The 19,123-nt window shown below is 69.7% G+C and carries 17 protein-coding genes and 1 tRNA gene; 5 read left to right on the forward strand and 13 right to left on the reverse strand.

Annotation, left to right across the window (positions count from 1 at the left end; translation table 11 throughout):
* Nucleotides 1-172 precede the first annotated feature (172 nt).
* The 4 genes from GGR64_RS00935 to GGR64_RS00950 all read left to right on the forward strand — a co-directional run bounded on the left by GGR64_RS00935 (nucleotide 173) and on the right by GGR64_RS00950 (nucleotide 3,217).
* On the forward strand, nucleotides 173-1,762 hold the full coding sequence (locus tag GGR64_RS00935) for a cytochrome ubiquinol oxidase subunit I (protein WP_184643389.1): 1,590 nt from the start codon (nucleotides 173-175) through the stop codon (nucleotides 1,760-1,762).
* Nucleotides 1,763-1,781: 19 nt separating this feature from the next.
* Entirely contained in the window at nucleotides 1,782-2,933 is a 1,152-nt protein-coding gene (cydB, locus tag GGR64_RS00940) for a cytochrome d ubiquinol oxidase subunit II (protein ID WP_160965153.1), read from the forward strand.
* Nucleotides 2,934-2,960: 27 nt separating this feature from the next.
* Nucleotides 2,961-3,080, forward strand: a complete 120-nt coding sequence (cydX, locus tag GGR64_RS00945; RefSeq protein WP_184643391.1) for a cytochrome bd-I oxidase subunit CydX — start codon at nucleotides 2,961-2,963, stop codon at nucleotides 3,078-3,080.
* Nucleotides 3,081-3,140: 60 nt separating this feature from the next.
* A tRNA-Pro gene (locus GGR64_RS00950) sits at nucleotides 3,141-3,217 on the forward strand.
* 479 nt (nucleotides 3,218-3,696) lie between these two features.
* On the opposite strand, the gene GGR64_RS20765 is transcribed toward GGR64_RS00950, so the two are convergent.
* The 4 genes from GGR64_RS20765 to GGR64_RS00970 form a co-directional block, all read right to left on the reverse strand.
* Nucleotides 3,697-4,245: a cyclophilin-like fold protein gene (locus tag GGR64_RS20765; RefSeq protein WP_260302476.1), complete on the reverse strand. Its 549-nt coding sequence runs from the start codon at nucleotides 4,243-4,245 to the stop codon at nucleotides 3,697-3,699.
* Between the two features lie 15 nt (nucleotides 4,246-4,260).
* Nucleotides 4,261-5,397, reverse strand: coding sequence for an MFS transporter (locus GGR64_RS00960; protein WP_184644233.1), 1,137 nt, complete (start codon nucleotides 5,395-5,397; stop codon nucleotides 4,261-4,263).
* A gap of 172 nt (nucleotides 5,398-5,569) precedes the next feature.
* On the reverse strand, nucleotides 5,570-6,604 hold the full coding sequence (locus GGR64_RS00965; protein ID WP_160965157.1) for an alpha/beta hydrolase: 1,035 nt from the start codon (nucleotides 6,602-6,604) through the stop codon (nucleotides 5,570-5,572).
* A gap of 14 nt (nucleotides 6,605-6,618) precedes the next feature.
* Entirely contained in the window at nucleotides 6,619-7,668 is a 1,050-nt protein-coding gene (locus GGR64_RS00970; protein WP_184643393.1) for an NAD(P)-dependent alcohol dehydrogenase, read from the reverse strand.
* Between the two features lie 120 nt (nucleotides 7,669-7,788).
* Between GGR64_RS00970 and GGR64_RS00975 the strand changes: the two genes are divergently transcribed.
* Nucleotides 7,789-8,676 (forward strand): LysR family transcriptional regulator, encoded by an 888-nt coding sequence (locus GGR64_RS00975; RefSeq protein WP_184643395.1) that lies wholly within the window; start codon nucleotides 7,789-7,791, stop codon nucleotides 8,674-8,676.
* Nucleotides 8,677-8,773: 97 nt separating this feature from the next.
* On the opposite strand, the gene GGR64_RS00980 is transcribed toward GGR64_RS00975, so the two are convergent.
* The 9 genes from GGR64_RS00980 to GGR64_RS01020 form a co-directional block, all read right to left on the reverse strand.
* Nucleotides 8,774-10,690, reverse strand: coding sequence for a CocE/NonD family hydrolase (locus GGR64_RS00980; RefSeq protein WP_184643397.1), 1,917 nt, complete (start codon nucleotides 10,688-10,690; stop codon nucleotides 8,774-8,776).
* Nucleotides 10,691-10,925: 235 nt separating this feature from the next.
* The gene (locus tag GGR64_RS00985) at nucleotides 10,926-12,173 is read right to left on the reverse strand and encodes a glutamate-5-semialdehyde dehydrogenase (RefSeq protein WP_184643399.1); all 1,248 of its coding nucleotides are present in this window, start codon (nucleotides 12,171-12,173) and stop codon (nucleotides 10,926-10,928) included.
* Nucleotides 12,174-12,372: 199 nt separating this feature from the next.
* Nucleotides 12,373-13,563, reverse strand: a complete 1,191-nt coding sequence (gene proB / locus GGR64_RS00990) for a glutamate 5-kinase (RefSeq protein ID WP_184643401.1) — start codon at nucleotides 13,561-13,563, stop codon at nucleotides 12,373-12,375.
* Between the two features lie 16 nt (nucleotides 13,564-13,579).
* Nucleotides 13,580-13,837: a YciI family protein gene (locus tag GGR64_RS00995; RefSeq protein WP_160965169.1), complete on the reverse strand. Its 258-nt coding sequence runs from the start codon at nucleotides 13,835-13,837 to the stop codon at nucleotides 13,580-13,582.
* A 70-nt stretch (nucleotides 13,838-13,907) separates the two neighbouring features.
* Nucleotides 13,908-14,657, reverse strand: a complete 750-nt coding sequence (locus GGR64_RS01000) for a BPL-N domain-containing protein (RefSeq protein ID WP_260302479.1) — start codon at nucleotides 14,655-14,657, stop codon at nucleotides 13,908-13,910.
* An 86-nt stretch (nucleotides 14,658-14,743) separates the two neighbouring features.
* A complete protein-coding gene (gene argH / locus GGR64_RS01005; protein ID WP_184643403.1) occupies nucleotides 14,744-16,039 on the reverse strand; it encodes an argininosuccinate lyase in 1,296 nt (431 codons plus the stop codon).
* Between the two features lie 88 nt (nucleotides 16,040-16,127).
* Complete coding sequence (gene argC / locus GGR64_RS01010) at nucleotides 16,128-17,108, reverse strand: N-acetyl-gamma-glutamyl-phosphate reductase (protein WP_184643405.1); 981 nt, start codon at nucleotides 17,106-17,108, stop codon at nucleotides 16,128-16,130.
* The gene (locus GGR64_RS01015) at nucleotides 17,105-17,722 is read right to left on the reverse strand and encodes a GNAT family protein (RefSeq protein WP_184643407.1); all 618 of its coding nucleotides are present in this window, start codon (nucleotides 17,720-17,722) and stop codon (nucleotides 17,105-17,107) included. The genes argC and GGR64_RS01015 overlap by 4 nt, the downstream gene beginning before the upstream one ends.
* 27 nt (nucleotides 17,723-17,749) lie before the next feature.
* Complete coding sequence (locus GGR64_RS01020) at nucleotides 17,750-19,066, reverse strand: acetylglutamate kinase (RefSeq protein WP_184643409.1); 1,317 nt, start codon at nucleotides 19,064-19,066, stop codon at nucleotides 17,750-17,752.
* Nucleotides 19,067-19,123 lie beyond the last annotated feature (57 nt).

The raw sequence follows: 19,123 nt of genomic DNA on the forward strand, positions 1-19,123 counted from the left end.
AGCGGGGAAGGCACTTCCGGGCTGGAACCGCCGTGGCCGCCACGATGCCGGGCCTTCCCGTGGCGCACATTGATCTGAATCAAGGTCGAACGCGCCGGCGCGGCGGAAGATCGCCTCCAATCTCCCGCCACTCGGCCACCCAGATGCACATCTTCCACGAGGTAGCACAGCCATGATCGACACCACTGTCGTAGAGCTGTCGCGGCTGCAGTTCGCCATGACCGCCATGTACCACTTCCTGTTCGTCCCGCTCACCCTGGGCCTGTCCTTCATGATCGCGATCATGGAGAGCGTGTACGTCATGACCCGCAAGGATGTGTGGCGGCGCATGACCCTGTTCTGGGGCGTGCTGTTCGGCATCAACTTCGCGATGGGCGTGGCCACCGGCATCGTCATGGAGTTCCAGTTCGGCATGAACTGGTCCTACTACAGCCACTACGTCGGCGACATCTTCGGCGCGCCGCTGGCGATCGAAGGGCTGATGGCGTTCTTCCTGGAAGCGACCTTCATCGGCCTGTTCTTCTTCGGCTGGAGCAAGCTCACGCCGGTCAAGCACCTGATGGTGACCTGGCTGATGGCGCTGGGCACCAACCTGTCGGCGGTGTGGATCCTGATCGCCAACGGCTGGATGCAGAACCCGACCGGCGCGGTGTTCAACCCGGACACCATGCGCATGGAAGTGGTCGACTTCATGGCGGTGGTGTTCAACCCGGTGGCGCAGGCCAAGTTCGTGCACACGGTCAGCGCCGGCTACGTGACCGGCGCGGTGTTCGTGATGTCGATCAGCGCGCTGTACCTGCTGCGCGGCAAGCATCGCGACCTGGCCCGGCGCTCGTTCGCGGTGGCCGCCGCGTTCGGCCTGGCGTCCTCGCTGTCGGTGGTGGTGCTGGGCGACGAGAGCGGCTACGCCGCCAACGAACACCAGAAGATGAAGCTGGCCGCGATCGAGGCCATGTGGGAAACCGAGCAGGCGCCGGCCGACTTCACCGCCTTCGGCATCCCCAACCAGGCCACCGGCAGGAACGACTACGCGATCAAGGTGCCGTACCTGATGGGCCTGATCGCCACGCGCTCGTTGAACACGCCGGTGCCCGGCATCCTGGAGCTGGTCAAGCGCGCCGAGCACCGCGTGCGCGGCGGGCAGATCGCCTACGGCGCGCTGCAGCGGCTCAAGGCCAACCGCAACGACGCCGAGGCGCGCGCGGTGTTCGACAAGCACTGGCAGGACCTCGGCCACGGACTGCTGCTCAAGCGCTACCGCGAGGACATCCTCAACGCCACCCCGGAGGAGATCGCCAAGGCCGCGCTGGATACGGTGCCGCGGGTGCTGCCGCTGTTCTGGACGTTCCGGGTGATGGCCGGCCTGGGTTTCTACCTGATCGCCTTCTTCGCCGCCGCGCTGTGGTTCTCGTGCAAGCACAACTTCGAGGACAAGCGCTGGTTCCTGAAGCTGGCGGTGTGGACCCTGCCGGCGCCGTGGATCGCGATCGAGTGCGGCTGGTTCGTGGCCGAGTACGGCCGCCAGCCGTGGGCGGTGGAAGGCGTGCTGCCGACGTTCTATGCCGCCTCCGGCCTGGCCCTGCACGACATCCTGATCACCCTGGGCGGCTTCGTGGCCATCTACACCACGCTGCTGATCATCGAAATCAAGCTGATGCTCAAGGCGATCCGCAAGGGGCCGGACGCCCTGCCCGCCTTGCTGCACCCCATCCCGCGCCCCGCGACCCCGATCGCCGCACCTGCGGCCGCCGGCCACCTCTGACCCCGGCAGGAGACACACCATGGACTTCATTGCATTGGACTACACCACGCTGCGCGTGATCTGGTGGCTGCTGCTGGGCATCCTGCTGATCGGCTTCGCGGTGATGGACGGATTCGACCTGGGCGTCGGCGCGCTGCTGCCGTTCGTAGCGAAGAACGACGCCGAACGCCGGCTGGTGGTCAACACCATCGGCCCGGTCTGGGAAGGCAACCAGGTCTGGCTGGTGCTCGGCGGCGGCGCCATCTTCGCCGCCTGGCCGCCGCTGTATGCGGTCAGCTTCTCCGGCTTCTACCTGGCCATGTTCGTGATCCTCTTCGCGCTGATCCTGCGCCCGGTCGGGTTCAAGTTCCGCGGCAAGCTGCCCAGCCAGCGCTGGCGCAACAGTTGGGACTGGGCGCTGTTCGTCGGCGGCTTCATCCCGGCGCTGATCATGGGCGTGGCGGTGGGCAACGTCGTGCTCGGCGTGCCGTTCCACTTCGACGACACGCTGCGGGTGTTCTACACCGGCAGCTTCTTCGGGCTGCTGATGCCGTTCGCCCTGCTGGCCGGCCTGCTCAGCGTGAGCATGCTGGTGGCGCACGGCGCGGCGATGCTGGTGCTGAAGACCGACGGCCCGGTGGCCGAGCGCGCGGCGCGCTACGGCAGTGTCGCCGCACTGGTGGCCTGTGCGCTGTTCGCCGGCGCCGGAGTGTGGGTGGCCACCGGCCTGCCCGGCTACGCGGTCACCTCGCAGGTGGTCACCGACGGCGCCACCAACCCGCTGCTGAAGACCGCCGTGCTCGGCGAGGTCGGCGGCTGGATGCACAACTACCAGCGCATGCCGCTGACCGCCCTGGCCCCGGCCGCCGGCCTGCTCGGCCTGCTGCTCAGCGCGGTGCTGCTGCGCAAGCGCCGCGGCGGCCTGGCCTTCATCGCCTCCGGTGCGGCCATCGCCGGCATCATCCTGACCGTGGGCTTTGCGCTCTTCCCGTTCCTGCTGCCGTCCTCCAGCCAGCCGGGCTCCAGCCTGACCGTGTGGGACGCCTCCAGCAGCCACCTGACCCTGTGGATCATGCTGCTGGCCACCGTGGTGTTCCTGCCGATCATCCTCGGCTACACCACCTGGGTGTACCGCGTGCTGAAGGGCAAGGTCACCGCCGCCTCCCTGGACGACAACCCCAACGCGTACTGACGCGCCCCGCTGCAAGGAGAAACGATCATGTGGTATTTCGCCTGGATTCTCGGTGTCGGCCTGGCCTCCACCGCCGCCATCCTCAACGGCATGTGGTTCGAGGCGCGCGAGCGCAACGCGGTGGATGCCGCCGACGCGACGGACTGAATTTTTTTTGCAAAGGCGCTTGCCGAATGCGGAAGACCTCCGTATCATGTGCGGCTCCTTCGGGGTGTAGCTCAGTCTGGTAGAGCGCTACGTTCGGGACGTAGAGGTCGCAGGTTCGAATCCTGTCTCCCCGACCAGTTTCAAGGTCACAAGAAGCCTGGAAAACCACCGTTTTCCGGGTTTTTTTGTGTCTGCGGCCCGGCGTCCGGCAAACCGCGCACGTTGCGTGCACGCCTGCTGCCCGGTGTGACGCGGGTGGAGGCATGCCGACCACCAGCATCTCCCTGTCGGATACGTCGTCCACTGCGCATACCGATCCTGCTTTCGACGCAGAGAACGCGCGCGCAGGGCCATCGGACCGCCTTGCCGTACGCGCGCAGCCGCATCGTGCTTCAGCGCGGGCGAACGCCAGTCGCCACGCAATGCGCGCGCCCCAGTGGCAGCTCGCGCCGCCAGGGCGCGTCCTCCATTCCCGCGCGCGCCGCATTGGGTCTGGCAGACGCGCGCCCGTGGCCGCGTCATCGCTCGGGCGTGGACGCAATGTCCACTTCCTCCCTCTTCCTTGTCACAGGCGCGCGCGATCACGGCGCGGCATGCTCGGGATGGCGGACACGCCCTAGTCCCTGGAGAACGCGACCCGGACCTGACGCCCGCCCAGTGCCTGGGCCAGCCCGGCCGGGTCGTCCACCCACCCGAGCCGGGTGTAGGAATAGGCGGACGCGAAGCGCGCATAGAACACGACCAGGGTCTGCGTGCGGTAGAGCATCAGATCGCCGGGCCGGATCGTGCCCGGCCGATGCGGCGCCGCCGGCAGCGGCTGCGGCAGCTCGGCGTGCTTCTCGTTGCCATTGAGTTCGTCCATGTCCAGCGCGAGCGGCAGCTGCACGGCGAACGCGCGGGCGGCGGCGTTGTCGGCCAGGGTGATGACGAAACGACGATCGCCGACGGTCATCCACATGCGTGCGTACTCCGGAACGATGGATGGCGCCGCGGCGGCGCGCGGCGCCACCGCGGCATGCAAGTCGGCCGCGCCGGCGGCGGCAATCGGCAAGCCGGCCAGCAGGACCAGCCAGCGCAACAACCGCTGCCACGAGCGGCGGCCACCACGGCGGGCGGACGGCAGCGATACGCGCATGGCGCGGCCGGTGTCCAGTCGCGGCGTCATCGGCATGCTCGAGCGCTACGCCGATGGCGCCGGTCGAGCGGCGGACGCACGCGATGCCAGCCCGGTGAACGCCGCCGCGAACAGCAGCAGCGCCGCGCTCGCCACGAAGGTCGCCGCATAGCCGTGGCGATCGAACAGCATGCCGCCGACGGTCGAGCCCAGCGCGATGGCCAATTGGATCACCGCCACCATCAGGCCGCCACCGGCCTCGGCGCTCCCGGGCATCGCGCGCGCGATCCAACTCCACCAGCCCACCGGCGCGGCGGTCGCCAGCAATCCCCACAGTGCCAGCAAGACCGCCACGGCGGCGACACGCGTACCGAACGGAATCAGGGCCAGGGCAACCGCCGCCATCAGCAGCGGAATCGCGATCAGGGTGCGATACAGGCTGCGCTGCAGCGCGGCGCCGACCAGCAGGGTGCCGAGCAGACCGGCCACGCCGATCCCCAGCAGGAGCCACGACAGCACCGGCACCTTGGCCAGCGTCACCGTTTCCAGGAACGGGCGCACGTAGGTGAACAACGCGAACTGGCCCATGAAGAAGGCGGCGCAGGCCGCCATGCCCAACGCGACCGCGCGCTGCCGGAGCAGGCCGAACACGTTGCCGGCCCCTGCCCCGCGCGCCGCGCTCATGGCCGGCAGGCTGGTCCACTGCCAGGCGAACGCCAGCACGGCCACCGGCATCAGGCACAGGAACGCGCCGCGCCAGCCGATCACCCCGCCCAGGTAGCTGCCGAGCGGCGCGGCGATCACCGTGGCCAGGGCGTTGCCGCCATTGAAGATGGCCAGGGCGCGCGGCACCTGGGCCGGCGGCACCAGGCGCATCGCGGTCGCGGCCGACAGCGACCAGAAGCCGCCGATCACCACGCCGATGAGCGCCCGCCCGGCCATGTAGGCCGCATAGTTCGGGGCCAACGCGACCACCGCGCCGGACACCGCCATCAGCCCGGTCAGCGCCAGCAACAGGCGCTTGCGGTCCATGGCCCCGGCCAGGGCGGGAATGGACAGGCTGGCGAGCACCGCGAACGCGCCGGAGAGGGCGAGGCCGTAACCGGCCAGGCTCTGGCTGACGCGCAGCTCGGCGGCCATCGGAGTCAGCAGGCTGACCGGCATGAATTCCGACGCGATCAGCGCGAACACGCACAGCGTCATCGCATACACGCCACCCCAGTGAGCACGCGGCGGCGCCGCCGCGTCGCGCCCGCGTTCCGCATCCGCGGGCAACGCCGCGTTCACCGCCCCGCTCCATGGCGACGGCAACGCGCGCGATGCCCATCCGCGATCGGCCGCGTGCGATGGCGCCTGCCCATGCGCATGCGCATGCTCACGGCGCGCCCAGGGTTTGCCGGAAGAACGAGGCCAGCTTGTCGAATGGGATCAGGTCGGTCCGGTCGTACAGGTCCACGTGGCCCGCGCCCTTCACCCAGTACAACTCCTTCGGCTGGCCCGCCAGGCGGAAGGCCTCTTCGCTGAATTCCTTCGAGTGCGCCTGGTCGCCGGCGATGAACAGCATCGGCCGCGGCGCGATGGTCGCGATGTCGTTGAACGGATAGAAGTTCATGAACTTGACGTTGCTGCTCAAGGTCGGGTGCGTGGTGAGCGCGGGCGAGGAACCGGCCGGGGTGAACTGGCCGCGCGCGGTGCGGTAGAAGTCGTAGAACTCGCGCTGGATGGGAGGGGTCTGCGCATCGAGCACGTGCACCGTGCCGCCGGTGTACTCGGTCTTGCCGCCGCCGAATTCCACGTCGCGCTGCCGCGCCGCGGCCGCGATGATCTGTTTGCGCTGCTCGACGGTCTGCGCGTGGTTGAGCCCATCGCGGTTGGCCGCCCCCATGTCGTACATGCTCACGGTGGCGATGGCCTTCATGCGCGGGTCGATCTTGGCCGCACTGATGACGAAGCTGCCGCTGCCGCAGATGCCGAGCACGCCGATGCGCTCGCGGTCCACGAACGCCCGGCTACCCAGGTAGTCCACCGCCGCGCTGAACGCCTCGGCATACAGATCCGGCGCCACCGCATTGCGCGGCTGGCCCTCGCTCTCGCCCCAGAACGACTGGTCGATCGCCAGGGTGACGAAGCCCTGTTCGGCCAGCTTCTGCGCATACAGGTTTGAGCTCTGCTCCTTCACCGCGCCCATCGGGTGCCCGACCACGATGGCCGGATAGCGGACACCGGCCTTGCGCTGCCTGGGCAGGAACAGGTTGCCCACGATCGTCATTCGGTACTGGTTGCGGAAGGAAACCTTTTCCGTGGCGACGGCGTCGCTCTTGTAGAAGTTGTTCGCGCCATTGGCCATGTCCTGCCCCATCGCAGGTGAGGTGCCGGCCGCCAGGGCCAGGATCAGCAGCAGTCGTTGCATCGGTCTTCTCCCGGTCAGGCGGCCAAGGTGGCGTTGTCGATGACGAATCGGTATTTCACGTCGCCTTGCAGCATCCGTTCGTAGGCGGCGTTGATCTGCTCGGCGCGGATCAACTCGATGTCGGCGACGATGCCGTGCTCGGCGCAGAAATCCAGCATCTCCTGGGTCTCGGCAATGCCGCCGATCATCGAGCCGGCCAGGGTGCGACGCCGCATGATCAGGCTGAACACCGCCGGCGACGGATGCGGGCTGGCCGGCGCACCGACCAGCACCATTGCGCCGTCGCGCTTGAGCAGGCCCAGGAACGCGTCAAGGTCGTGCGGCGCGGCGACCGTGTCCACGATCAGGTCGATGCTCCCGGCATGCGCCGCCATTTCCTGCGCGTTGCGCGACACCACCACCGCGTCGGCGCCCAGTGCCAGGGCAGCCTCGCGCTTGGCCTCGGCGGTGGTGAACGCGACGACGCGCGCGCCCATCGCATGGGCCAGTTTCACGCCGACGTGGCCGAGCCCGCCGATGCCGACGACGCCCACCGTCTTGCCGGGACCGGCGCCCCAGTGGCGCAGCGGCGAATAGGTGGTGATGCCCGCGCACAGCAGCGGCGCCACCGCCGCCAGTTGCCCTGCCGGGTGGCTGATTCTCAGCACGTAGCGCTGGTGGACCACGATCTGCTGCGAATAGCCGCCGAGGGTGTGGCCAGGCGCATCGGCGCTCGGGAAGTTGTAGGTGCCGACCATGCCGTCGCAGTAGTTCTCCAGTCCGCCTTCGCACTCCGCGCAGTGCCTGCAGCTGTCGACGATGCAGCCGACGCCGACCAGGTCGCCCGGACGCATGCCGGCGACATGCGCACCGACCGCCGCGACGCGGCCCACGATCTCGTGTCCCGGCACGCACGGGAAGCGCGTACCGGCCCATTCGCCGCGGGCCTGGTGCAGGTCGGAATGGCAGATGCCGCAGTAGGCGATGTCGATGCGCACGTCGTGCGGGCCGAGCGTGCGGCGCACGATCCGCATGGGTTCGAGGGGCTGGTCGCCGGCGTGGGCGCCATAAGCGTTGACGAACATGGCGGGATTCCGGTGGAGGGGAGGATGGCCATTGTCGGCATCGCTGATCCGCCTGATAAGATGATGAATCCTTTCCTTCCCTATTAGCCTAGCTAATTAATCGACCTGTCAGACTGGGCCATGGCACGACGCAATCTCAACGACTTGCTGGCCTTCGTCACCGTCGCCCGCGAAGGCAGCTTCACCCGCGCCGGCGCCGCGTTGGGGGTCACCCAGTCGGCGCTCAGCCAGGCGATCAAGGCGCTGGAAACGCGGCTGCAGATCCGCCTGCTCACCCGCACCACGCGCAGCGTTTCGCTCACTGCGGCGGGCCAGCGTCTGTTGCAGGCCATCGGCAACCGCTTCGACGAGATCGAGTCGGAACTGGACGCGCTGACCGCGCTGCGCGACAAGCCCGCCGGCGTGGTCCGCATCACCAGCGGCGACCACATCCTGCACACCACCCTGCTGCCCAAGCTGACCCCGGTGCTGCAGCGCTATCCGGACGTGCAGATCGAGTTCGACGTCAGCTACGGTTTCCGCGATATTGTCGCCGACCGTTTCGACGCGGGCGTGCGCCTGGGCGAGAGCGTGGACAAGGACATGATCGCGATGCCGATCGGCCCGCCGCTGCGCATGGCCGCGGCGGCGGCGCCGGCCTACTTCCAGCAGCGCCCGCTGCCCAAGGTGCCGGGCGACCTGACCCAACACCGCTGCATCAACATCCGCTTCCCCACCCATGGCGGCCTCTACGTGTGGGAGTTCGAGCGGCGCAACCGGCAGGTGAACGTGCGGGTCGAAGGCCAGGTGACGTTCAGCACCTCGCCGCCGATCGTGCGCGCCGCGCTCGACGGACTCGGCATCGCGTTCCTGCCCGAGCAGGAATTCGCGCCCCATCTCGAGGACGGTCGCCTGGTGCGGGTGCTGGAGGACTGGTGCCCGCCATTCTCCGGCTACCATCTCTACTACCCCAGCCGCCGCCAGCACTCGCCGGCGTTCTCGCTGGTGCTCGACGCACTGCGCCTTTGAGTGCGCCGCGCGGCCGCGGCAACCGCGCCGGCCAGCGAGTGCAGCGCGCGTGGCGCGCCGTGTCCGGCGTGGCCGCACGCACGTTCGGTAGCGGCGCTCAGCGCACCGGCAGCTCGATGTAGCTGGCCTGCTGCGGCGTGTGCCAGATCCGCTGCGTCGCCTTCTGGTAATCGCCCGGCTTGGCGAAGTAGATGTTGGGCACGTAGGTCTGCGGATTGCGGTCGTACAGCGGGAACAGCGTGGACTGCACCTGCACCATGATCCGGTGGCCGCGCTCGAAGGTGTGGTTGGCGGTGGGCAGGCCGAAGTGGTAGGCCAGCGGCTGGTTCGGGGTCAGCGGCGCGGGATGCTCGAAGCTTTCGCGGTAGCGGCCGCGGAAGATCGCCAGCGACACCGGCAGCTCGTAGCCGCCCAGCTTCGGCTCGGAGGCCATCTGGTCCGGGTACACGTCGATCAGCTTCACCACCCAGTCGCTGTCGCTGCCGCTGGTGGAGGCCTGCAGGTGCACCTGCGGCGCGCCGGCGATGCGCAGCGGCGCCTGCAGCGGTTCGCTGACGAAGGTCAGCACGTCCGGGCGGCCGTCGACGAAGCGCTGGTCGTGCACCAGCCAGGTGGTCCACATGTCGCGGTCGCCGAACACCACCGGGCGCGGCACGAACGGCACCGGCTTGGCCGGGTCGGACACGTACTCGGTGTACTCGCCCTGCCCGGCCTTGGGCGCTTCGAACGAGACGCGGCCGCCGGCCTCCAGGTACAGCGGCTTGCTCTGCGCCGGGCAGCCCTGCGCGCAGCTCAGCGGCCAGCGTTGCAGGCGGTCCCAGTGGTTGGCGCCGGTGTCGTAGATCAGCACCGGCGGCGTGTCGGCCTTGGGCGCGCCGTCGACCAGGTACTGGTCGAAGAACGGCTTGAGCACGTCGCGGCGGAACTGCAGCGCGGTGTCGCCGTCGAACTGCAGCGCGCCCAACGAGGCGCCCTCGTAGTTGACCTGGCTATGCCGCCACGGCCCCATCACCAGGTAGTTCCTGTCGTTGCCGGTGTCGCGCGGCTCCATCGCCTCGTAGCTGTGGATCGCGCCCCACATGTCTTCCTGGTCCCACAGCCCCTGCAGCCACATCGTCGGCACCTTCAGCGGGGTGCGCGCCATCACCTTGTCCAGCGCCTGCTCCTGCCAGAACGCATCGTAGGCCGGGTGCTCGGTGAGCTTGCGCCACCACGGCAACTGCTCCAGGCCGGCGGCCTTGGCGTAGTCGCCGGCCGAACCGGCGCGCAGGAAGTTGCTGTAGTCGTCGTAGCCGTGGCGCGGAATGCCCTCGCCCTTGCCACGCTTGGTCATCTGGCCGGTGAAGTAGTCCAGGTTGACCTGGCGGAAGGCGCCGTAGTTGAGCCAGTCGTCGCCCATCCAGCCGTCGATCATCGGGCTTTCCGGCGCGGCCACCTTCAGCGCCGGATGCGGATCGGCCAGCGCCATCACCACGGTGAAGCCCTCGTAGGACGAGCCGATCATGCCGACCTTGCCGTTGGATTCGGGCACGTGTTTGACCAGCCAGTCGATGGTGTCCCAGGCGTCGGTGGCGTGGTCGACCTTGCTCGGATTGAGCGGCCCGCGCAGCGGCCGGGTCACCACGTAGTCGCCCTCCGAACCGTACTTGCCGCGGATGTCCTGGAACACGCGGATGTAGCCGCCGTCGACGAACACTTCGTCGCCCTGCGGCAACAGGTCGCGCATGTGCGGCGAGGCCAGCCGGCTGGCGCGGCCGCTGGCGTCGTACGGCGTGCGGGTCAGCAGGATCGGCGCGCCGTGCGCGTCCTTGGGCAGCACGATCACCGTGTGCAGCTTGACCCCGTCGCGCATCGGGATCATCACCTCGCGCTTGACGTAGTCGTTGGCCGCGGTCGGTGCGACGAACGGCTTGCCGGTGATGTCCGGGGTCATCGGCGCGGTCTGGGCGACTGCGGCGCCGGCGGTGGCGAGGGCGACGGCAGCGGCGAGCAGGCAGGGAGCGAGGCGGCGCATGGGCGTTGGATCCCGAAAGGAGGCGAATCCGCGACGCTAGGCGACGGCGCGTTGCTCGGCAAGTGACAAAGGCTGGGTCGCCGATCCTGGCCGCTGGCACCGCGGTGCGCGAGCGCGTGGGCACGCCCTTCCGATCATCGCCAGTGGCGGCCCTGCTCCGCCGTCACCGGCGCGACGCTGAGCACTCGCTTGCCTGGCAGCGCAGGCGCCCAACCGACCAGCGCGCGGCAGCGTCTCAGTGCCGCACCTGGCCTTCGCCGCGCACCACGAAGCGCTCCACGGTCAGCGCTTCCAGGCCCATCGGGCCGTAGGCGTGCAGGCGCGTGGTGGAAATGCCGATCTCCGCGCCCAGGCCGAGCTCGCCGCCGTCGGAGAAGCGCGAGGAGGCGTTGACCATCACCACGGCCGCGCGCAGCGCCTGCACGAAGGCCTCGGCGTTGGCCGCGTCCGCGGTGGCGATGACCTCGGTGTGGTCCGAGCCGTAGCGGCGGATGTGCGCGATCGCCGCGTCCAGGTCCGGCACCACCGCGATCGCCAGGATCAGGTCCAGGTATTCGGCGGCGTAGTCGTCGTCGCTGGCGCTGTCGATGTCCGGCAGCAGTGCGCGGGTGGCGGCATCGCCGCGCAGGGCGACACCGCGCTGGCGCAGCGCCTGCGCCGCCAGCGGCAGGAAGCGTGCGGCCACGTCGGCATGCACCAGCAGCGTCTCCAGGGAATTGCAGGCGGCAGGGCGCGTGGTCTTGCCGTCGACCAGCAGCTTCACCGCCAGCTCCAGGTTCGCCGACGCATCCACGAACAGATGGCACACGCCCCTGTAGTGCTTGATCACCGGCACCCGCGCATGTTCGGCGACGAAGCGGATCAGGCCCTCGCCGCCGCGCGGGATCGCAAGGTCGACGATGTCGTTGAGTTGCAGCAGTTCCAGCATGGTCTCGCGGCGCAGGTCTTCGACCAGGGTCAGCGCGGCCTCGCCGATGCCGGCCTCGCGCAGCGCCCGGCGCAGCGCCGTGGCGATGGCGGTGTTGGAGTGGATCGCCTCGGAACCGCCGCGCAGGATCACCCCGTTGCCGGCCTTGATGCACAGCGCCGCGGCGTCGGCGGTGACGTTGGGGCGCGCCTCGTAGATCATCGCCACCACACCCAGCGGCACGCGGATCTTCTGCACGCGGATGCCGTTGGGGCGCACGTCGTCACGGGTGACCTGCCCCACCGGATCGGGCAAGGCCGCGACCTCGCGCAGCGCCGCGGCGATGCCGTCCAGGCGCTTGCGGTCCAGCGCCAGCCGATCGAGCATCGCGCTACCGACGTCCTTGGCCCGCGCCGCCTCCAGGTCCCGTGCATTGGCGACGAGGATCGCCTCCGCATCGGCCTGCAGCGCCGCCGCCATCGCCTCCAGCAAGGCCTGCTTGGCCGACGAGGACAACTGCGCCAGCGCTTGCGCGGCATCGCGGCATTGCAGGGCCTGGGTGCGGATGGAGGTCATTGGGGGCTCCGGTGGCTAGGATTCGGGATTCGGGATTCGGGATTCGGGATTCGGGATTCGGGATTCGGGATTCGGGATTCGGAAAGGCTACGCGCTGCGCCGGCGGATGAAAGGCGGCGAGCGCGAGGCGCAACATCGCATGCGCGCGCATTGCAGCGGGATCGGCGGCGCCGTCGCGGCCACCGTGGGGCGGGCGCGCTTACGCCGATTCCCCATTCCCGACTCCCGATTCCCGCACCACCACCAGATCGTCGCGGTGAATCACGTTCTCGCCATAGTTGTAGCCCAGGATCGCCTCGATGTCGCGCGAGTGGCGGCCAGCGATGCGGCGGATGTCCACCGCCGCGTACTGGCTGACGCCGCGCGCCAGGCAGCGCTCGCCGGCCGCGTCGCGCAGCCGCACCTCGACCATGTCGCCGCGGCGGAACTCGCCCACGGCGCCGGCCACGCCACCCGGCAGCAGCGAGGCGCCCTTGTCGAGCAGCGCGGTCGCGGCGCCGGCGTCGACCAGGATCGCACCGGGCTCGACCGGCACGTGGCGCAGCCAGTACTTGCGCGCGGCGATGCGGTTGCGCGCGGCATGGATGCGGGTGCCGCGCAGGCGGTCCTGGGCCAGGCCGCGCACCACCTCGGCGCTGCGGCCGTTGAACAGATAGGTCTCGATGCCGGCGGCGCCGGCCTTGGCCGCGGCCTCCAGCTTGGTGCGCATGCCGCCGGTGCCCACGCCGCTGCCGCTGCCGCCCGCCATCGCCAGCACCGCCGCGCTCAGTTCCTGCACCTCGTGCAGCGGCTGCGCCTGCGGGTCGCGGCGCGGGTCGGCGGTGTACAGGCCGTCGATGTCGGTGGCGATGAACAGCGCATCGGCGTCGACCAGGGCGGCGACGATCGCGGCCAGGTTGTCGTTGTCGCCGAGCTTGAGTTCGTCCACCGAGACGGTGTCGTTCTCGTTGACTACCGGCAGTGCGCCCAGCCGCAACAGTTCGCCCAGGGTGGCGCGTGCGTTGAGGTAGCGGCGGCGGTTGCGCAGGTCGTCGTGGGTCAGCAGCACCTGCGCCACCGGCCGTTCGAAGAAGCGCTGCCACAACGCGATCAGCTGCGCCTGGCCGAGCGCGGCCAGCGCCTGCCGCGCGGCCAGCGCCGCGCCGGCTTCGGCGGCCTTGGGCACGATGGCGCGGCCGGCGGCGACCGCGCCGGAGGACACGATCACCAGTTCACGCCCGGCCGCCAGGTTGGCCGAGACGAACTGCGCCAGGCCCAGTGCAAAGCGTGGCGTGAGGCCGCCGCCGTCGGCGGCCAGCAGGCTGCTGCCGACCTTGAGCACCGCGCGCCGCCAGGGCGGCAGCGCTTGCTCGACGAAGGGCGTGGCGGCGGTGGCGGTCGGTGCGGTCATCGGGCGCTCGCTCGGCTCAGTGCGCGTTCCAGGCGTACACGGTCAGCTCGGACGCGGCCTGGAGCGCCAGCGGATCCTCGGCGACGATGGCCTGCGCCTGCGCCAGGCTGTCCACGTTCTTGAGCACATAGGCACCGCCGCTGCCGTCGCCGAAGCCACCGCTGCGCTCCAGCAGCCCGCGCTCGCGCAGCGCGGCCAGGAAGTCGCGATGCGGCTGGATCACCGACTCCGGAAACGCCGGCTTGCGCATCGCCATCACCAGGTACAACGTCATTGCCTTCTCCTGCATGCGAGGCGCGGCATGGCATGCGCCTCCGGTAAAAGTTCGACGACCGCGCGCTGCGTCAGCGCACCGGCGGTGGTGCCTCCGCGCGGGCGCCGAGGCCGGGAAACAGCCGCAGCAGCCGTCGCAGGTTCTCCTGCGGGGCGACATCGCCGGCCTCGTCCATCCAGCGCTCGTCCGCCTCCGGATGCGGCCCGGCCAGCACCACCGTGCCGCGGCCATGGCGATAACGCGCGATCGCCACGTCGCCGTTGCCGTACTGGGCGATCGGCACGAAGCCGTCCGCCGCGCTGCCGGTGAGGAACGGGCCGTCCTGATAGTAGACGCGCTGCCAGGTTCCGTCCCAGCGGATGGCGATGGTGTGGTCGCCTTCGTCGTCGATGCCCGAGCGCGGACGCCCGACTTCCGACTGCAGCGCCACATCGACCAGGCCGATGCCGTCGCGGTCGGCCAGGTACGCCCCCATGCACAGGCCCAGGAAACCCTTGCCGCCGCTGACGAAGTCGCGCAGGGCATCGGCGCCATCGTCGCCGAGGGCGGCGTACGCGGCCGGGATGTCCTGGCCGCCGCCGGGCTGGATGTACAGATCGACGTCGCGCAGCGTAGCGGGGGTCACGTGCAGCGGCTCGCGCTCGCCGACGTAGACGATCGTCAGCGGCAGCCCGGTCGCGCGCAGCGCATCCACCACCATTTCCGAGCAGCCGCGGCAGCCGGCCGCACCGCGGTAGACCGCCACCTTCGGCGCCGCACCGACCGCCGCGCTGGCCGGGGCCGCGGGCAGCGCCAGCAGCCCCGCGGCGAGCAGCGCCAAGGCGATGGTCCGCAGGCCGCCCGCCCTGCCCGGCCACGCGGGCGATGCGATCGCCGCGCGCCAGCCTGTGGGACGGCCACGCAGGCTCATCCCAGCGTGTCCCAGCGCGCGCGCAGCGCCTGCAACTGCAGATCGGCGGCGGCACCGGGCGACACCCGCGCCGCCAGGCTGCCTTCCGGCGTACGCCCCTGCCCCGCGCTGTCGGCGGATGCGGCGGCGGCCTGGTAGGCCTCGCGGAACGGCACGCCGGCCACCGCGGCTTCCACCGCCACGTCGGTGGCGTACATGCCCGAATCGATCGCCGCGCGCAGCCTGTCCTCGCGCCACTCCAGGTTGGCCAGCAGCGCCGGCAGCAGCTCCAGCGCGGCCAGGCCGCGACCGAAGCCGTGGAAGATCGCGCCCTTGCTGCTCTGCAGGTCGCGGTGATAGCCCGACGGCAGCGACAGCAGTTGTTCGATCTCGGTGCGCGCGGCGGCCACGCTGGCGTGGGTGGCGCGCATCAGTTCGATCACGTCCGGGTTGCGCTTGTTGGGCATGATCGAGCTGCCGGTGGTGTACTGCGCCGGCAGCGCCACGAAGCCGAACTCGCCGCTGGTGAACAACGACAGATCCCAGGCCAGGCGGCGCAGGTCCAGGGTCGCACTGCCCAGCGCTTCCAGCGCGGCCATCTCGAACTTGCCACGCGACAGCTGCGCATAGATCGGGCTGACCTGCAGGCGCGCGAAGCCCAGCGCGGCGGTGGTGTGCGCGCGGTCCAGCGGCAGGTTGACGCCATAGCCGGCGGCGGTGCCGAGCGGATTGCAGTCGACCAGTTGCAGGGTGTCGCGGGCGCGGACGGCATCGTCGATGAAGGCCTCGGCCCAGCCCGCCCACCACATGCCGGCCGAGGACACCACCGCGCGCTGGATATGGGTGTAGCCGGGCACCGGCAGGTCGCGCTCGGCCTGCGCGCGGTCCAGTGCCACCTTGGCGATCTCCGCGCTCAGTTGCGCCAGCCGCGCCAGCTTGTCCTTCAGCCACAGCCGGGTGGCGACCAGGATCTGGTCGTTGCGGCTGCGTCCGGTGTGGATCTTGCGCCCGGCATCGCCCAGGCGCTCGGTCAGCCGGGCCTCGATCGCCGAGTGGCCGTCCTCGAAGCGCGCATCCAGCACGAACGCGCCGCTGCGGAAATCCTCGGCCAGCACCGCCAGCTCGCGCTGCAGCCCGGCCAGTTCGTCGGCCGAGAGAATGCCGATGCGCTGCAGGCCTTCGGCGTGCGCGCCGCTGGCGGCGATGTCGTGCAGGAAGAACTCGCGGTCCAGGAGCACGTCGTCGCCGGCCAGGAACGCCTGGATCTGCGTGTCGACGGCGACGCCGGGTTTTTGCCAGAGGAGGTTGGTCATTGGAAAGCCGGGAATGGGGATTGGGGAATTGGGATTCGGAAAGCGGCGCGCTGCGTCCGTTGGGGATGCGGCGCTGATTGTGGGTGTCCTACTCCGGCGTGTGTATCGGCGGGATCGACGTCAACTCGTCCACGCCCAGCGCCAGGTTGAGGTTCTGCATCGCCTGCGTCGCCGCGCCCTTGAGCAGGTTGTCCAGCGTCGCCACCAGCACCAGGCGCTTGTTGCCCGGGGCCAGGGTGAAGCCGCCGAGCTGCACGCCGTGGCGGCCGGCGATGCGGCTCACCCAGGGCGCCTCGTCGATCACCTCGATCAGCGACTCATCGGCATAGCGGGCGCGATACAGCTGCTGCACGGCCTCCAGCTTCAGCGGCTGCTGCAGCCACAGGTTCACGGTCATGGTGATGCCGCGGAAATGCGGCGCCACGTGAGGCATGAACTCCACCGGCACGCCCAACTGTGCGGACACCTCGCGCTCGTGCATGTGGTCGGTCAGCGCGTACGGCATCAGGTTGTCGTGCAGCAGCGCCGGATTGTTCTTGTCCGACGGCGTGGTACCGGCGCCGGAATAGCCCGACACGCCGAAGCACTGCGGCGGCCCGGCGAGCTGCTCGCGCAGCGGCGCGATCGCCAGCTGCATCGCGGTGGCGTAGCAGCCCGGGTTGCTGATGCGGCGCTGCCCGGCGTAGCGCGCGCGGGTCAGTTCCGGCAGGCCGTAGTACCAGGCCGGGTCGAAGCGGTAGTCGGCGGACAGATCGACCACGATGGGATCGGCCGCGCCGGCGGCGACCGCCGCGTCCAACGCCGCCACGTAGGGCGCGGCCTTGCCGTTGGGCAGCGCCAGCACCACCACGTCGGCGCGCTTGGCCGCCACCGCCTCGGGATCGAGGTTCTCGTAGCGCAGTTCGCCCTGGTAGGTGTCGTGGTGCGCATCGACGCGCTGCCCGTCCAGCTCGCGCGAGGACAGGAAGGCCAGGCGCAGTTGCGGATGCGCGGCGATCAGGCGGATCAACTCGGCGCCGGTGTGGCCGCGGGCGCCGACGATGCCGATGGAATAGATGGGAGTGCTCATGCGTGCGAATCCAGGCGGAACTGCAGGTGGCGTTTCACCCCGGCCCATTCCGTATCGATGATGGAGAAGATGACGGTGTCGCGCGGGGTGCCGTCGGCGTGGCGCTTGTGGTTGCGCAGCACGCCGTCCTGCTTGGCCCCCAGCCGCGCGATCGCGGTGCGCGAGGCGTGATTGAACCAGCTGGTCTCGAACACCACGCTGAGGCAGCCGAGCGTGTCGAAGGCGTGGCCAAGCAGCAGCAGCTTGGCCTCGGTGTTCAGGCCGCTGCGCTGCACTCGCGGCGCGTACCAGGTGTAGCCGATCGACAGGGTCGGCACCTGCGGATCCAGGCCGTAGAAGCGCGTGCTGCCGACGATCTCGCCCTGCGCATCGCGCACCACGAACGGCAGCACCCGACCCAATGCCGGCACCTCCAATGCGGCGGCGACATAGGCGTCCACGCGTTCCGGCGCCGGCACGTTGGTGTACCACAGTGCGTCCAGGCCACTGCCGCGCAGCGCGGCGCGCAGGCCCTCGACATGCGCCGCCTGCAGCGGCTCCAGGCTAACGTGGTGCCCGCGCAGCGTAGGCACGTGGCGCCAGGGTTCGGGAAGCACGGGATCGATGCCGGACATGGGGTAAGTCCTAGATGATGGGGCCGCTCAACCCTGCAGGGTCGGCGTGCGCGTGGCGCAATGCGCCACGCAGTGCTGGATCTGCTCGAAGGTCTCCAGCCCGTACCAGAACACCTTCCACTTCTCCTGCTTGAAGCAGCCGTCGGACTCGGCGTAGTAGAAGATGTTGACCTGGTTGTTGTGGCGCGAACGCCAGAACAGCTGCGGCGTTTCCTCGCGCATCACGTTCCACACCGCACGGCCCAGGCCCTCGCCCTGCGCGTCGTCGAGCACCGCGAACTTATCCAGGTAGGTGTAGCCACCCTCGTCGGTCAGGATCACCGCAGTGCGGTAGTTCTCGCTGACGTAGGCGCGCAGCAGCTTGGTGGTGTCGAAATAGTCCGGCACCAGGGTGCGGCCGAAGCTGGATTCGATCAGGGTCTTCAGCCGCGGCAGGTCCAGCTCGCTCCACGTCGTGGCGCGCAGCACCTTCTCGCCACGCCGCACCAGGGTGCCCGAGCCCTTGTGGGTGAACAGTTCCTTGGCCAGGTCGGCCGGGCGCGTGATCGACACCGACGACTCCAGCGGCAGCCGGTCCAGCAGATCCTTGATCTGCTCGATCTTCACCTTCATGCCGCCATGGATCCACGGCTGCGCGATCAGGTGGTCGTACTCGGTGGACAGGTTGATCGAATCGATCACCGTGCCGCGCTCGTCGAGCAGGCCGCCGGTGCCGGTGAGGAAGATGATCTTGTACGGCTGCAGCTCCTGCACCAATTCGTTGGCGGCGAAATCGGCGTTGATGTTGAGGATCTGCCCGCTGGGGGTCTCGCCCAGGCTGGTGATGACCGGGATGGAGCCGGCCTGCAGGCTGGCCTCGATCGGCGCCAGGTTCACCGCGGTGACTTCGCCGACCAGCCCGTAGGTGTCGCGATCCAGGTACTGCGCCTCGAACACGCCGCCGGTGATCGAAGTGGCGCGCGCGCCGTTCTGCTGCAGCGCCTCGACCAGCTTGAGGTTGGAGGCCTGGAACACCCGGCGCACGATCGCCAGCGCTTCCGGCGAGGTCACCCGCAGGCCGTTGACGGTCTGCTTGTCGATGCCGGCGGCGGACAGCTCCGCGTCCAGCTGCGGGCCGGCGCCGTGCAACACGATCGGGGTCAAGCCCACTTCCTGCAGGAACGACAGCGAGGAGGTCAGCGCCTCCAGGTCGTCGCGCAGCACCGCGCCACCGACCTTGACCACGGCGAAGCGCTTGGCGTCCAGTTGCGAGAAGCGCTTGAGGTACTGGCTGATCTCCTTCGCGCTGGCCATGCTCGAGAGCAGGCGCACGATGGTCTGGCGGGTTTGGCGGTTGGCGTGCATGGCGGGGGGCGGTGTCCGAAGGAATCCAGGGTGGACGCGATCGCGGGATCGGTCCGG

Origin of the sequence: Xanthomonas sp. 3307 (genome assembly GCF_014199735.1) — a bacterium.
GTDB classification, from domain to species: Bacteria; Pseudomonadota; Gammaproteobacteria; order Xanthomonadales; family Xanthomonadaceae; genus Xanthomonas_A; species Xanthomonas_A rydalmerensis.

Bases quoted from the DNA above. Each gene is read 5' to 3' on its own strand.
- GGR64_RS00935 (WP_184643389.1), top strand. From the start codon at position 173: ATGATCGACACCACTGTCGTAGAGCTGTCGCGGCTGCAGTTCGCCATG.
- cydB (WP_160965153.1), top strand. From the start codon at position 1,782: ATGGACTTCATTGCATTGGACTACACCACGCTGCGCGTGATCTGGTGG.
- cydX (WP_184643391.1), top strand. From the start codon at position 2,961: ATGTGGTATTTCGCCTGGATTCTCGGTGTCGGCCTGGCCTCCACCGCC.
- GGR64_RS20765 (WP_260302476.1), bottom strand. From the start codon at position 4,245: ATGACGCCGCGACTGGACACCGGCCGCGCCATGCGCGTATCGCTGCCG.
- GGR64_RS00960 (WP_184644233.1), bottom strand. From the start codon at position 5,397: ATGACGCTGTGCGTGTTCGCGCTGATCGCGTCGGAATTCATGCCGGTC.
- GGR64_RS00965 (WP_160965157.1), bottom strand. From the start codon at position 6,604: ATGCAACGACTGCTGCTGATCCTGGCCCTGGCGGCCGGCACCTCACCT.
- GGR64_RS00970 (WP_184643393.1), bottom strand. From the start codon at position 7,668: ATGTTCGTCAACGCTTATGGCGCCCACGCCGGCGACCAGCCCCTCGAA.
- GGR64_RS00975 (WP_184643395.1), top strand. From the start codon at position 7,789: ATGGCACGACGCAATCTCAACGACTTGCTGGCCTTCGTCACCGTCGCC.
- GGR64_RS00980 (WP_184643397.1), bottom strand. From the start codon at position 10,690: ATGCGCCGCCTCGCTCCCTGCCTGCTCGCCGCTGCCGTCGCCCTCGCC.
- GGR64_RS00985 (WP_184643399.1), bottom strand. From the start codon at position 12,173: ATGACCTCCATCCGCACCCAGGCCCTGCAATGCCGCGATGCCGCGCAA.
- proB (WP_184643401.1), bottom strand. From the start codon at position 13,563: ATGACCGCACCGACCGCCACCGCCGCCACGCCCTTCGTCGAGCAAGCG.
- GGR64_RS00995 (WP_160965169.1), bottom strand. From the start codon at position 13,837: ATGACGTTGTACCTGGTGATGGCGATGCGCAAGCCGGCGTTTCCGGAG.
- argH (WP_184643403.1), bottom strand. From the start codon at position 16,039: ATGACCAACCTCCTCTGGCAAAAACCCGGCGTCGCCGTCGACACGCAG.
- argC (WP_184643405.1), bottom strand. From the start codon at position 17,108: ATGAGCACTCCCATCTATTCCATCGGCATCGTCGGCGCCCGCGGCCAC.
- GGR64_RS01015 (WP_184643407.1), bottom strand. From the start codon at position 17,722: ATGTCCGGCATCGATCCCGTGCTTCCCGAACCCTGGCGCCACGTGCCT.
- GGR64_RS01020 (WP_184643409.1), bottom strand. From the start codon at position 19,066: ATGCACGCCAACCGCCAAACCCGCCAGACCATCGTGCGCCTGCTCTCG.